At 68.2% G+C, this 13,419-nt stretch carries 14 protein-coding genes; 6 read left to right on the top strand and 8 right to left on the bottom strand.

The window, feature by feature from the left end:
- Nucleotide 1: 1 nt before the first annotated feature.
- Both B5X82_RS23155 and B5X82_RS23160 read left to right on the top strand, forming a co-directional pair.
- On the top strand, nt 2–757 hold the full coding sequence (locus tag B5X82_RS23155) for an SDR family oxidoreductase (protein ID WP_079650740.1): 756 nt from the start codon (nt 2–4) through the stop codon (nt 755–757).
- Nucleotides 758–765: 8 nt separating this feature from the next.
- Nucleotides 766–1,314: a VOC family protein gene (locus tag B5X82_RS23160; protein WP_079650742.1), complete on the top strand. Its 549-nt coding sequence runs from the start codon at nt 766–768 to the stop codon at nt 1,312–1,314.
- Between the two features lie 6 nt (nt 1,315–1,320).
- Here B5X82_RS23160 and B5X82_RS23165 read toward each other — a convergent pair whose 3' ends face one another.
- Together B5X82_RS23165 and B5X82_RS23170 are read right to left on the bottom strand one after the other, a co-directional pair.
- Nucleotides 1,321–2,622 carry an Hsp70 family protein gene (locus tag B5X82_RS23165; RefSeq protein ID WP_079650743.1) on the bottom strand — a complete coding sequence of 434 codons (1,302 nt, stop codon included), beginning with the start codon at nt 2,620–2,622 and terminating at the stop codon, nt 1,321–1,323.
- Nucleotides 2,622–3,032: a hypothetical protein gene (locus B5X82_RS23170; RefSeq protein WP_079650745.1), complete on the bottom strand. Its 411-nt coding sequence runs from the start codon at nt 3,030–3,032 to the stop codon at nt 2,622–2,624. The genes B5X82_RS23165 and B5X82_RS23170 overlap by 1 nt, the downstream gene beginning before the upstream one ends.
- A gap of 144 nt (nt 3,033–3,176) precedes the next feature.
- Here B5X82_RS23170 and B5X82_RS26490 point away from each other — a divergent pair, with 144 nt between their 5' ends.
- Complete coding sequence (locus tag B5X82_RS26490; RefSeq protein ID WP_125724316.1) at nt 3,177–3,392, top strand: hypothetical protein; 216 nt, start codon at nt 3,177–3,179, stop codon at nt 3,390–3,392.
- Here the strand turns inward: B5X82_RS26490 and B5X82_RS23175 are convergent, their stop codons facing one another.
- Nucleotides 3,393–4,136, bottom strand: a complete 744-nt coding sequence (locus B5X82_RS23175; protein ID WP_235862779.1) for a helix-turn-helix transcriptional regulator — start codon at nt 4,134–4,136, stop codon at nt 3,393–3,395.
- A 135-nt stretch (nt 4,137–4,271) separates the two neighbouring features.
- Between B5X82_RS23175 and B5X82_RS23180 the strand changes: the two genes are divergently transcribed.
- Genes B5X82_RS23180 through B5X82_RS23190 form a run of 3 tightly spaced genes read left to right on the top strand, consistent with a single transcriptional unit; the run spans nt 4,272 to nt 7,003 of the window.
- Nucleotides 4,272–5,231 carry an MBL fold metallo-hydrolase gene (locus tag B5X82_RS23180; protein WP_079650746.1) on the top strand — a complete coding sequence of 320 codons (960 nt, stop codon included), beginning with the start codon at nt 4,272–4,274 and terminating at the stop codon, nt 5,229–5,231.
- Nucleotides 5,232–5,237: 6 nt separating this feature from the next.
- Complete coding sequence (locus tag B5X82_RS23185) at nt 5,238–6,812, top strand: FAD-dependent oxidoreductase (protein ID WP_079650748.1); 1,575 nt, start codon at nt 5,238–5,240, stop codon at nt 6,810–6,812.
- The gene (locus B5X82_RS23190; protein ID WP_079650750.1) at nt 6,809–7,003 is read left to right on the top strand and encodes a DUF2783 domain-containing protein; all 195 of its coding nucleotides are present in this window, start codon (nt 6,809–6,811) and stop codon (nt 7,001–7,003) included. The genes B5X82_RS23185 and B5X82_RS23190 overlap by 4 nt, the downstream gene beginning before the upstream one ends.
- A 104-nt stretch (nt 7,004–7,107) precedes the next feature.
- Here B5X82_RS23190 and B5X82_RS23195 read toward each other — a convergent pair whose 3' ends face one another.
- The 5 genes from B5X82_RS23195 to B5X82_RS23215 all read right to left on the bottom strand — a co-directional run bounded on the left by B5X82_RS23195 (nt 7,108) and on the right by B5X82_RS23215 (nt 13,187).
- Nucleotides 7,108–8,187: a branched-chain amino acid aminotransferase gene (locus B5X82_RS23195; RefSeq protein ID WP_079650752.1), complete on the bottom strand. Its 1,080-nt coding sequence runs from the start codon at nt 8,185–8,187 to the stop codon at nt 7,108–7,110.
- 95 nt (nt 8,188–8,282) lie between these two features.
- Nucleotides 8,283–9,671 (bottom strand): dihydrolipoyl dehydrogenase, encoded by a 1,389-nt coding sequence (lpdA, locus tag B5X82_RS23200; protein WP_079650754.1) that lies wholly within the window; start codon nt 9,669–9,671, stop codon nt 8,283–8,285.
- Between the two features lie 3 nt (nt 9,672–9,674).
- The gene (locus B5X82_RS23205) at nt 9,675–10,937 is read right to left on the bottom strand and encodes a dihydrolipoamide acetyltransferase family protein (protein WP_079650756.1); all 1,263 of its coding nucleotides are present in this window, start codon (nt 10,935–10,937) and stop codon (nt 9,675–9,677) included.
- Between the two features lie 2 nt (nt 10,938–10,939).
- Complete coding sequence (locus B5X82_RS23210; protein WP_209046759.1) at nt 10,940–11,944, bottom strand: alpha-ketoacid dehydrogenase subunit beta; 1,005 nt, start codon at nt 11,942–11,944, stop codon at nt 10,940–10,942.
- Nucleotides 11,945–11,957: 13 nt separating this feature from the next.
- Nucleotides 11,958–13,187, bottom strand: coding sequence for a 3-methyl-2-oxobutanoate dehydrogenase (2-methylpropanoyl-transferring) subunit alpha (locus B5X82_RS23215; protein WP_079650760.1), 1,230 nt, complete (start codon nt 13,185–13,187; stop codon nt 11,958–11,960).
- Between the last annotated feature and the right edge of the window lie 232 nt (nt 13,188–13,419).

Below are 13,419 nucleotides of genomic sequence, written 5' to 3' on the forward strand. Positions count from 1 at the left end.
CATGAGCGGACGGGTTTCGGGCAAGGTCATCATCGTCACCGGCGCGGCCGCCGGCCTGGGCGCGGCGATCGCGGCGCGGCTGGCCGAGGAAGGCGCCACCGTCGTCCGCACCGACATAATGGGCGGCGACGGCGTGGTCCGCCAGGACGTGACCGACGAGGGCCAATGGCAGGCGCTGATAGCCGAGGTCGTCGGGACGCATGGCCGGCTCGACGGCCTCGTCAACAACGCCGGGATCGCGGACGGCAAGGGCCCTCCCGACCCGGAAGGCGCGCTGGCGGAAGACTGGCGTCGCATCTACACGGTCAATGTCGAAGGGGTGTTTCTTGGCTGCAAGCACGCCATTCCGGCCATCGCGGCCGCCGGCGGCGGCGCGATCGTCAACATGTCGTCGATCGGGGCGCTGGTACCGACACCCTTCCTGTCCGCCTATGGCGCGTCCAAGGCGGCGGTGATGCAGTTCACCCGATCGGTTGCGCTCCATTGCTGCGAGCAGGGTCATGCGATCCGCTGCAACAGCGTCCATCCCGGCCAGGTCCGCACGCCGATGCACGACGAGCTGATCGCGCGCACCGCGGCCGAGCACGGCCTCGACGCGGAGCAGGCGGCGCAGGCCTTCCTGTCCAAGGTGCCGATGAAGAAATGGCAGGAGGCCGTCGACATCGCCAACGGCGTGCTCTTCCTGATGTCCGACGAAGCCCGCTTCGTCACCGGCACCTCGCTGGTGGTCGACGGCGGCATGAGCCTCACCAACTAGGGAATCCCATGGATCAGATCCTCGACTTCGGCCAGCCGATGGGCGGCATCATGCAGATGGCCTATATCGTCCCGGATATTCGCCAGGCGATCGAGCAGTATCGCGCGCGGCTCAAGACCGGCCCCTGGTTCGTCATCGACCACTTCCCGCTGTTCGAGGCGCAGTATCGCGGCCAGCCATCGGAGTTCGACGTCAGCCTCGCCCTCACCTATTCGGGCTCGATGTGCGTCGAGCTGATCCAGCAGAACAATTGGCAGACGCCCTCGGTCTATACCGAGGTGCAAGCGAAGCGCGGCTGGGGCTTCCACCATTTCGGCGTGTCCTGCCGCGACTTCGATGCCGACGTCGCGCATTACAAGGCGCTGGGGCATGAGATGGCGCTGTACGGCGTCGCCGGGGTCGGTGCCCGCGCCGCCTATATGGACACCAGCGATGCGCTGCCCGGCATGATCGAGCTGATCGAGATGACCGACAAGACCGAGGCCTTCTTCACGATGATGAAGACCGCCGCCGAGAATTGGGACGGCAGCGACCCGGTGCGGGTGCTGGGCGGCTGACCGCGTTCAGGCCGCCCAGTCGGCGATATTCTCCGCCTGGCCGATCAGCGCGAGGCCGTGCGCGATCGAGGTCAGCTCGCCGCCCGCGCCGATCCGTTGCTCGCCGAAACGGCGCTCGAACGAGCGGCGGATCGCCGGGATCAGCGACGAGCCCCCGGTCAGGAAGACGCGATCGATCGCCTCCGGCGCGACCCCGGCCCGGAGCAAGGCCGCGTCGATGGCGGTCTCGATGCGGGCGATGTCAGGCGCGATCCAGCTCTCGAAATCGGCGCGGCTGACCTCGCCCTCGATATCCAGCCCGCCGCCGGTGAAGCGGAAGCCGGCATGCTCCTCGGTCGACAGCGCGCGCTTGAGCTGGCCGACCGCGTCGTAGAGCGCATAGCCCAGCTCATTCTCGATGATCGCTATCATACGGTCGATAGCCGCCGGCTCGACCGCGCTGCGCCGCAGCTTGCCGAGTTCGTCGAGCGTGCGGCGGTTGCGCATCAACGCCAGCTTCGACCAATCCGAGAAGTCTGAGAAATAACCAGCTGGAATTTCGAGAATCTTGTCAAAGGATCGATAGGAGCCGCCCTTGCCGAGCAGCGGCAACACCAGTCGCTCGACGATCCGGGAATCGAAACGGTCCCCGGCGATGCCGACGCCGGTCGAGCTTAGCGGCACGCAGCGGGGGCGCGCCTCGGGCCCGGCGACCCGGACGATCGAGAAGTCGCTGGTGCCGCCGCCGAAATCTGCGACCAGCACGGTGGTCGGCTCGGTCAGCCGCGCCGCGAAGCTGAACGCCGCGCCGAGCGGTTCGTAGACATAATGGACCTCGGCGCCGAAGCCCGCGAACATCCGGTCGTAGCGCTCGCGCGCCAGCGCCGGATCGGCGCGCGCGCCGGCATAATCGACCGGCCGTCCGACCACGATCCGCGCACCCACCGTGTCGAGCGCCCCACCCGCATGCGCGGCCAAGTGCCCAAGGAAGATCTGGCCCAGTTCCTCGAACCGGAAACGCTTGTGGAACACCGAGGCCTGTTCGAACAACGGGCTGGCGGCGACCGACTTGAACGACTGGATGAAGCGGCTGCCCTGCGGATAATCGAGATAATCGGCGATCGCCCAGGGCCCCGCCTCATGTCCCAGCCCGCCGCGTTCGGCCTCGTCCTGCCAGAAGCAGAGCGCCGAGCGGAACACCGACCCGGTCGCCTGCTCGCCCGCGAACGTCACCAGTTCCGCCATCCCGTCGTCCCGCGCAACCGCGGCGACGGTATTGGTCGTGCCGAAATCCAGACCGATCGCGCGGCCGGCATTCTCCTCCCGCATCAGAGCTTCATCACCCCGACGCCTTCGATCGCCTTCTCGACCGTCTCGATCGAGACGCCGAACACCTTGGCGAGCCCCTCGACCGTCGCCCCGCGCATGGCGAGCTGGCGCATCCGGCTGATGTCGACATTGGTGCGGTAATTACGGGTGTCGCGCACCACCTTTTCCTCGCCGGTCCGCGCGAGCGATCCCGAGGCGCGGCGCTTCGGGCGATCCTCGCGCGCCTCGGCCAGCGCGGCGCGGCGTTGCTCGTCCTCGGCATGGCGGGCCTGGCGCGCCGCTTCGCGCAGCCGGGCGGCCTCGTCGCGTTCGGCGGCGCGGCGGTCGCTGCGCGCCTGCGCGGCTTCGGCGCGCTCGGCTGCCCGGCGGCCCCGTTCCTCTTCCCGGTTGCGCGCCCGGTCGTCGTTCATCGGTTTTTCCTCCGTTTCCCCGTTGCTCGCAAATGCGGCTCGCCCGGTCGCAAGCCGGGCGGCCTTGTTCGGGCCGTTCATCGATCAGTCAACGGAATTCTCTATCGTCCGCCTCGCCCCCGAACGTCGTAAGCGAACAAGATAATGCTGGTAAAACAAAGAGATATCTCCGAAAAAATTCCACAGGAAATCGGGGAGGAATCCTCCTACTTCCTGCTGCGCGCCCGACAGGAAGTGGAGCGGTCCGAAGCCGCCACGGCGCCGCAGGCGGTCGCCGCTCACCGCGAACTGGCCATGCTCTATTCGGTCAAGGCGCTGCTCGCCCACGCCGATGCGGATGCCGACGACGAACCCAACTGATCAGTCGATGATCGCCGGCAGGAATTCGCTGACCGCCGAGAATCCGTAACGCTGATAGGCACGCTGGCGATAGGTCAGCACCGTCGCCCGGCCGATCCCCAGCTCGGCCGCGATCTCGTCGGCGCTGCCCCCCGCCAGGGTACGGGCGCAGACCTGCAGCTCGCGCCCGCGCAGGTCGGGATAGGCCCGCGCGAGTCGCCGTTCGAGCCGCTCGGCAAGGCTTGCCTCGGGCCGGTGCGGCTTCTGCGCGATCGCCGACAGCGCCACGCTGGCGAGCGCCGCCAGCCGCGCCGCGCCCTGCCATTCGGCGGCGCCGCGCCGGTACATGCTGAGGAACAGGCTCTCCTCATTGCCGCGCCAGCCGAAGCAGAGCTTGTCGGCAAAGGCCGGCTTGTCGAAGCAGATCGCGCGATAGTCGTGCAGCAATATCTGGCTGGCATGGACCCGCCGCGCGAACACCGCGCCGACCGGGGTCTCCGCCCAGATGCTGCGCGCCGGATCGTCGCGGTAGAAGCGGCGGGCGAAGATCTCCGCCCGCTCGTCCGATCGATCGAGCCCGCTCGACGAGGCGACGACCCGCGGCTTGCCGTCGGCGCCGAGCCGATAGGCGAACACCTCCTCGACGAAGTCGTAGCGCTGCGCCGCCGCCAGCAGCACGTCGCCGAACGTCTCGCGGCCCGCCGCCTCGATCAGCGCCGCGCCGACATTGGGGTCCACCGGTTCGGGCAATCCGCTCCACGCCATCACCGCCTTTCATAACAGCCGCGCCGCGCCCGCGCGAGTCCTGTCCATAGCTCTATGGACAAGAGCCGATCCGGCGCGCGCTATAGCCGATGCCGAGAGATCGCCCGCCGACGCGGGCCCTGAGAGGAGATGGACATGGCCAAGCCCTTCGCATCCTCGGCCGACCTTGCCGAGAAGAAAGAGACCCTCGAAATCCTCGCCGACGGCGTCTACGCGCTGACCGCCGAGGGCGACCCCAATGTCGGCGCGATCGAGGGCGAGGACTTCCTGGTCTGCTTCGAGGCGCGCGCAACGCCGGCCGCCGCGCGCGACTGGCTGGCCAAGCTGCGCGAGCATACCGACAAGCCGATCAAATATCTGGTGCTGACCCATTATCATGCGGTCCGCGTGCTGGGCGCGAGCGCGTTCGGCGCCGAGCACATCATCACCAGCGAGACGACCCGCAAGCTGATCGAGGAGCGCGGCAAGCAGGATTGGGACAGCGAATATGGCCGCATGCCGCGCCTGTTCAAGCAGCCCGAGGAGATCCCCGGCCTGACCTGGCCAACCCAGACCTTCGAGGACAATTTCTCGATCGAGCTCGGCGGCGATCGCGGCCGGATCGATCTGCAATTCTGCGGGCGCGGCCACACCGCCGGCGACATCGTCGCCTGGCACGAGAAGAGCCGGACGCTGTTCGCGGGCGACCTGGTCGAGGCCGAGGCGGCGCTCTACACCGGCGATGCCTTCCACTTCGACTGGTCGTCGGGCACGCTCGACAAGGTCAAGGCCTATCGCTCCGAGAACCTGATCGGCGGCCGCGGCGCGGTTGCCAAGGGCGTCGCGGCAACCGACGCCGCGATCGAGCAGACCCGCGAATTCCTGAAGGTCATGATCGAGCAGACCGGCGCGGTCCACAAGCGCGGCGGCACCCTCAAGGAAGCGTTTGAGGCGACCCACGCCGCGCTCGGCCCGAAATTCGGCCGTTGGCCGATCTTCGAGCATTGCCTGCCGTTCGACGTGCAGCGCCTGTGGGACGAGTTCGACGGCATCGACTGGCCGCGCATCTGGACGATGGAACGCGACCGTCAGGTGTGGGACCTGCTGCAGGGATAAACCGCCATGACCGACGTCCGTTACGGGCATGTCTGGCGCAGCATCGGGCCGTCGCCGCGGCCCGCCGCGACGGCCGATGAGGTGCCGGTCGTCATCGCGGGGGCCGGCCCGGTCGGGCTCGCCATGGCGCTCGACCTCGGCCGGCGCGGGCACCGCGTCGTCGTGCTGACCCGGCTCGACTATATCGCCGGCGGCTCCAAGGCGATCTGCTTCTCGAAGCGTTCGCTCGACATCATGGACCGGCTCGGCGTCGGCCAGCGCATGGTCGACAAGGGCGTGACCTGGAACGTCGGCAAGGTGTTCTGGAAGGACCGGCCCGATCCGGTCTACCAGTTCGACCTGCTGCCGGTGAAGGACCAGCGCCGCCCCGCCTTCATCAACCTCCAGCAATATTATGTGGAGGAATATCTCGTCGACGCGCTCGCCGAGCTGCCCGGGGTCGAGATCCGCTGGGGGCACGAGGTGCGCGGCGTCGCGGCCCATGACGGCGGCGTCTCGATCGAGGTCGGCACGGCCGCGGGAAGCTATGCGATCGAGGCCGGCTGGCTGATCGCCTGCGACGGCAACCGCTCGCCGATCCGGACGATGCTGGGCCTCGATTTCGAAGGGCGCATCTTCGAGGACAATTTCCTGATCGCCGACATCCGCATCAAGGAGGATCGCCCGGCCGAACGCTGGTTCTGGTTCGATCCCCCGTTCAATCCGGGCAAGTCGGCGCTGTTCCACCGCCAGCCCGACGACGTCTGGCGGCTCGACTTCCAGCTCGGCTGGAACATCGACCGCGAGGAATGCCTCAAGGACGCCAATGTCGAACGCTATATCCGCGCGATGCTGGGCCCCGACGTGGCGTTCGAGAAGGAATGGTACAGCGTCTACACCTTCCAGTGCCGCCGCATGGCGCGCTTCGTCCATGGCCGGGTGATCTTCGCCGGGGACAGCGCGCATCTGGTGTCGCCGTTCGGGGCGCGCGGCTGCAACGGCGGCTTCGCCGACGTCGACAATCTCGGCTGGAAGCTCGACCTGGTGCTCGGCGGCGCGAGCCCCGACCTGCTCGAAAGCTATAATGACGAGGCGATCGTCACGGCCGACGAAAATATCCTGAACTCAACGCGTTCTACCGACTTCCTGACACCGAAGAGCGAGGTGAGCGAAGCGTTCCGCGACGCCGTGCTGGGGCTCGCGGCGGAGCATGCCTTCGCCCGGCCGATCGTCAATTCGGGACGGCTGTCGACCGCGATCAGCTATCCCGACAGCGCGCTCAGCACGCCCGATGAGGACGACTGGACCGGCGGCGTCGCTCCCGGATCGCCCGCGCTCGACGCCCCGCTCGGCGAGGGCTGGCTGCTCGGCGAACTCGGCGACCGCTTCGTGCTGCTCCAGGCGGGCGGCGGCGCTACGGCGCCCGAGGGGCTCGACACGATCGCGATCGACAGCGCGATAGCACTGGCCCGCTACGGGCTGGAGGCGGGCGGTGCCTATCTGATCCGCCCCGACCATTATGTCGCGGCGCGCTGGCGCAGGCCCGACGCCGCCAAGATCGCCCGCGCACTCGCCCGGGCACAGGGAGGCGACCCGCGATGAGCCTGATCCTCACCCCCAACCTCGTCGATCCCGACGGCATCTACGAGAAGCTGATCGCGCTCCACGAAGGGCGCGATGCGGCCGACAGCCAGCGGGTGAATGCACGGCTGATCCTGACGCTGATCAACCATATCGGAGACCGGGAGACGATCCTTGAAGCCATCGCGGTCGCGGCGGGAGGGAAGGTTTAGCGGAACGCGCCTGACCTCTCCCCTCTCCGGAGTGCCGGCCTCCGCCGGCACGACGTTGGGAGGAAAAGGGGAGTCCGCGCCCTGGCGCCTCCCCCTCGATCCACTCAACCGACCCGGCGCACCCAGCCATAGGGATCGGCGACGGTGCCGCGCTGGATGCCGGTCAGCTTGTCGCGCAGTCGCGCGGTGGTCTGGCCGGTGCCGCCGGCGCCGATGGTGAACTCGCCGTCCTCGCCCTTGACCGTGCCGATCGCGGTGACGACCGCGGCGGTACCGCAGGCGAAGGTCTCGACCAGCTTGCCCGAGCGGGCGTCGGCCTTCCACTGCTCGTAGGAATAGGGCTCCTCGCGGACCGTGATGCCCTCGTCGCGCGCCAGGCGGATGATCGAGTCCCGGGTGATGCCGGGCAGGATCGTGCCCTGCAGCGGCGGCGTCACCATCGATCCGTCGTCCATCACGAAGAAGACGTTCATGCCGCCCAGTTCCTCGATCCACTTGCGCTCGGCGGCGTCGAGGAAGACGACCTGGTCGCAGCCCTGCTCGATCGCCTGCTTCTGGGCGAGGAGGCTGGCGGCATAGTTGCCGCCGCACTTGGCGCTGCCGGTGCCGCCCGGCGCGGCGCGGGTATAGTCGGTCGAGACCCAGACGGTGACCGAATCCTTGCCGCCCTTGAAATAGGCGCCGACCGACGAGGCGATCACCATGAACAGATATTCGGACGACGGCTTGACGCCCAGGAACACCTCGTTCGCGAACATGAACGGGCGCAGATAGAGGCTGCCGCCGCCACCGGGCACCCAGTCGCGGTCGATGCGGACGAGCTGCTCGACCGCCTCGATGAACAGATCCTCAGGCACGTCGGGCATCGCCATGCGCCGCGCCGACAGGTTGAAGCGGGCAGCATTCGCCTCGGGGCGGAACAACGCCAGGCCGTCGCCCAGGCGATAGGCCTTCATCCCCTCGAAAATCTCCTGCGCATAATGGAGCACCGCCGATGCCGGATCGATCTGCAGCGGCCCGCGCGCCTTCACCTCGGCATCGTGCCAGCCCTTGCCCTCGACATAGCGGACGACGACCATATGGTCAGTGAAGACGCGGCCGAAGCCGGGATTTTCCAGCAGCTTGGCGCGGTCTTCGGCCGAGGTCGGCGCCGCGTTGGGCAGGATGGTGAACTGGGACGTCATCGGCAACTGCTCCTGCGATATTCTGTCCTGCTCTAAGCGCCGGTTCGCTCGCCGACGCCAGAAAAATAAGCGGCCGAACCGGCCCTTACGGCCGGTCAGCCATGGATGGCGTGCCCCATAGCCTTGAGCGCCGCCTCGTGGAAGGCCTCGCCGAGGGTCGGGTGGGCGTGAATGATGCCTTCGATATCCTCCAGCACCGCCCCCGTCTCGATCGCCTGGGCGAAGGTCGCCGACAGCTCGGAGACGTGGAGCCCGACCGCCTGCACCCCGACTATGCGATGCCCGGCCTCCAGCGCGACGACGCGGACGAAACCGCCCTCGTCGCCGGCCTCCATCGACAGGGCGCGGCCGTTGGCGGCGAAGGGGAATACGCCGGTGATCGTGCCCGGCGCATCAGGGCCCAGCCCGACACTGACGATCTCGGGCTCGGTGAAGCAGACCGCCGGGACGGCGCGCGGATCGAAACGGCGTTTCCGGCCGGCGATGATCTCCGCCACCATCGCGCCCTGCGCCGACGCCTTGTGCGCCAGCATCGGCTCGCCGACCAGATCGCCGATCGCCCAGACGTTGCGGGTGGCGGTGGCGCAGCGATCGTCGACCGCGACGAACGGGCCGTCCATCGCGACCGCCATCTCCTCCAGCCCCCAGCCCCTCGTCACCGGGCGCCTGCCGACGGTGACGAGGATCTTGTCGGCCGGCAGCTCGATCGCCTCGCCCTCTGCGGTCTCGACGAGCAGCCCGTCCCTGCCCTGCCCGGTCGCCCTGGCGGAGAGGTGCAGCGCGACCCCGTGCTTCGCGAGCCACCGTCGCACCGGCTCGACCAGTTTCGCATCGTAGAGCGGCAGGATGCGGTCGGCCGCCTCGACGACGGTCACCTCGGCACCGAGCTTGCGATAGGCGATGCCGAGCTCGAGGCCGATATAGCCCGCGCCGACGATCGCCAGCCGCTTCGGTACCTCCGCCAGCGACAGCGCCTCGGTCGAGGAGATCACCTTGCCGCCGAACGGCAGGAAGGGCAGCTCGATCGGCTCCGATCCGGTCGCCAGGACGACATGCTCGGCCTGCACGGTCACCTCGCCGCCCTCGGCAGTGGCGACATGGCAGGTCTTGGCGTCGGAGAAGCGGCCATGGCCCGCGATCACCCGCACCTTCGCCCGCTTGAGCAGCGCCGCGACACCGCCGTTGAGCCGGTCGACAACGCCGTCCTTCCAGCCGATCGTCGCCGCGAAGTCGAGGCTCGGCGGGGCGGCAAGGCTGATCCCCAGCCGGGGCGCGGTGGCTGCCTCGGCCATCGTCGCATAATGGCCGGCGGCGTGGATCAGCGCCTTGGACGGGATGCAGCCGCGAACCAGGCAGGTGCCGCCGAGCCGATCGGCCTCCACCAGCACGGTATCGAGGCCGAGCTGTCCGGCGCGGATCGCCGCGACATAGCCGCCGGGTCCGCCGCCCAGCACCAGCACCTTGGTCTTCACTATTTCGGTCATCGGTCAGTCCATGAAGATGAGGGCAGGATGCTCGAGCAGGCGCTTGAGCTGCTGGACGAACAGTGCGGCGTCGTAGCCGTCGACGATGCGGTGATCGAAGGACGACGATAGGTTCATCATCTTGCGCACCGTGACGAAGCTGCCCTGCACGGTCGGCCGCTCGACCAGCTTGTTGGGGCCGATGATCGCGACCTCGGGATGGTTGACGATCGGGGTCGATGTGACGCCGCCGAGCGTGCCGAGCGAGGTGATGGTGATGGTCGCGCCCGACATCTCCTCGCGGGTCGCGCTGCCGTCGCGCGCGGCCTTGCTGAGCCGGGCGATTTCCTCCGCGCAGGCCCAGACGTCGAGCGCCTCGGCATGGCGGACGACGGGGACGAGCAGGCCCGCCGGGGTCTGGGTGGCGATGCCCAGGTGGATCGCATCAGACTGGTGGAGCACGCCCGCATCGTCGTCATAGCGGGCGTTGACCTGCGGGAAGCGCGGCAGGACGCGGGCCAGCGCCCGGACGAAGAAGGGCAGCAGGGTGAGCTTGGGTCGCCCCTCATCGCGGTGCGCGTTGAGGTCGGCGCGCAGCGCCTCCAGCTCGGTCAGGTCGCATTCCTCGACATAGGTGATGTGGGGAATGCGGCGCTTCGCCTCCTGCATCTTCTCGGCGATCTTGCGGCGCATGCCGACGATGCGGACGTCGCTGCCGCCGGTGCGCGGTGTCAGATGCCCAGCCCCGCCCGCCGCGAGCGCGCCGCCCGTCTCGACATAGCGATCGAGATCCTCGGGAGTGATGCGCCCGCCCGGGCCGGTGCCCGGCACATATTGCAGAGCGATGCCCAGCTCATGCGCGCGCCGCCGCGTCGCGGGGGCTGCGAGCGGTTCCTGCCCGGGTGTCCGCGTCGCGAAGGCCGGTTGTGACGACGGCGCTTGCGCGGCCCTGGGAGTGGCGGCGGCGGGCGGTGGCGGCGCAGCCTCGACGACCGGAGGCGTCGCCTCCACGACGACGGCCGGTGCGTCGGCCCCATTGCCATCGCCCTCGATCTCCAGCTCGACCAGCGTCGATCCGACCGCGCGCAGTTCGCCGATCTCGCCGTGCAGCGCGACGACCGTGCCCGACACGGGCGAGGTCATGTCGACGGTCGCCTTGTCGGTCATCACGTCGACCAAGCTCTGGTCCTCGGCGACGCTGTCGCCCGGCTTGACGTGCCAGGCGACGATCTCCGCCTCGGCGACGCCTTCGCCGACGTCGGGCATGCGGAACAGGTAGCGCCCCATGATCAGGCCTCCATCGCGCGGTTGAGGGCGGCCGCGATCCGGGCGGGGCCGACGAAATAATCCCATTCGAACGCGTGCGGATAGGGCGTGTCCCAGCCCGCGACCCGTTCGATCGGACTCTTGAGGCGGTAGAAGCAGCGCTCCTGCACCAGCGCCGACAGCTCGCCGCCGAAGCCGCCGAAGCGCGACGCCTCATGAACGATCACGCAGCGCCCGGTGCGTTCGACCGAGGCGACGATCGCATCGATGTCGAGCGGGACGATCGAGCGCAGGTCGATCAGCTCGGCGTCGATCCCGCTCTCCTCGATCGCGCCCAGGGCGACATGGACCATCGTGCCATAGGCGATGACGGTGACGTCCTTGCCTTCGCGCACTGTCGCCGCCTTGCCGAGCGGCACGGTGTAATGCCCCTCGGGCACCTCGCCTGCTGCATGGCCGGCCCAGGTCCGGAGCTGCCGGTCGTGGCGGCCGTCGAACGGGCCGTTGTAGAGGCGCTTCGGTTCCAGGAAGATCACCGGGTCGTCGCATTCGATCGACGCGATCAGCAGGCCTTTGGCGTCATAGGGATTGGACGGGATCACCGTCTTCAGCCCGGTGATGTGCGCGAACACCGCCTCGGGGCTTTGGCTGTGGGTCTGCCCTCCGAAGATGCCGCCGCCATAAGGCGACCGCACCGTGATCGGCGCCGAGAACTCGCCGCCCGACCGATAGCGCAGCCGGGCCGCTTCCGACACGAGCTGATCGTAGGCGGGCAGGATATAGTCGGCGAACTGGATCTCGGGCACCGGCCGGAGCCCATAGGCGCCCATGCCGATCGCGGTGGCGATGATCCCGCCTTCGGAGATCGGTGCGTCGAAGCAGCGGGTCAGCCCGTGCTTCTTCTGAAGCCCGTCGGTGACCCGGAAGACACCGCCGAAATAACCGACATCCTCCCCGAATATCAACACGTTGGGATCGTTAGCCAACATCACGTCGAGCGCCGAGTTGAGCGCCTGGATCATATTCATCTGCGCCATCGGATCAGACTCCCAGCTCGCGGCGCTGCTCGATCAGGCGCCAGTCGGGTTCCTTGAACACGCCCTCGAACATTTCGCGGACGCTAGGCTTGGACTGGCCGAGCGTGCCGACCGCCTCGCCCTGCTTGACGGCGGCGCGGATCGTCTCGGTCAGCTCCGCGACCAGCGCCGCGTGCCGCTCCTCGTCCCATTCGCCGAGCGCGATCAGGTGCTGCCTGAGCCGGTCGACGGGATCGCCGAGCGGCCAATGCTCGGCCTCGTCGGCGGGGCGGTACTTGGTGGGGTCGTCGCTGGTCGAATGGCCGGCGGCGCGATAGGTGAACAGCTCGATCAGGGTCGCGCCATGGTTGGTGCGCGCCCGCTCCGCCGCCCATATCGTCGCCGCCCAGACCGCGAGGAAGTCGTTGCCGTCGACGCGCAGGCCCGGCAAGCCATAGGCGATCGCCTTCGCCGCGAAGGTCGTCGCCTCGGCGCCCGCGATGCCCGAGAAGGACGAGATCGCATATTGGTTGTTGGTGACGCACAGGATGACCGGCGCCCGGTAGACCGAGGCGAAGGTCAGCGCCTCGTGGAAGTCGCCCTCGGCGGTGGTGCCCTCGCCGATATAGCCGATCGCGATGCCGTCATCGCCCTTGTAGGCCGACGCCATCGCCCAGCCGACGGCATGACCGAAGCGGCTGCCGACATTGCCCGACAAGGAGTAGAAGCCGTAATCGCGCGCCGAATAGAGGATCGGCAACTGCTTGCCCTTGAGCGGATCCTCCGCGTTCGAGAAAATCTCGTTGACGAGGTGGATCAGCGGATAGTCCCGCGCCATCAGCCAGCCCAGCATCCGATAGGTCGGGAAGGACATGTCGCGCTCGCCCAGCGCCAGCGACTGGGCGACGCCGATCGCCTCCTCGCCCAGCGACTTCATGTAGAAGCTGGTTTTGCCCTGGCGGTGGAGGCGGAACATCCGGTCGTCGAACAGCCGGGTCGCCAGCATCGCGCGCAGCCCGCGCCGCAGCATGTCGGGCGACAGCTTCGGATCCCAGGGGCCGACCGCGCGACCTTCGCCGTCGAGCACGCGGATCAGGTCATAGGGCAGGTCGCGCATCTCCGCCTCGGGGGCCGCGCTGTCGGGCCGGCGGACGGCCCCCGCCTCGGACAGGCGCAGATGATCGAAAGAGGGCGCGTCGCCGGGCCGCGCAGGCGGAACCGGGATATGGAGCCGCAGGCTCGGCAGATTGGACATGGGCGCGGACTCTCCTCGCAGTCGTTGTGCAGGGAGATTGGCAGAAGGCGCCGAGAAAATCCTTGCGAAGATGGCTCAGGATTCGATAATTTCGAGGATGATCCTTGTAAAAAAATTACTTAATTAGGACGTTTATCCTAAGGCCTGTGGACATTCACTTCGCGGCGAGGATTGTCGCGACGAGGTGCCAGTTGGCGGTGTAACTGCAGGCAGTTTTCTCGTAGCGCGTAGC

The organism is Rhizorhabdus histidinilytica (assembly GCF_900167915.1).
GTDB lineage: Bacteria > Pseudomonadota > Alphaproteobacteria > Sphingomonadales > Sphingomonadaceae > Rhizorhabdus > Rhizorhabdus histidinilytica.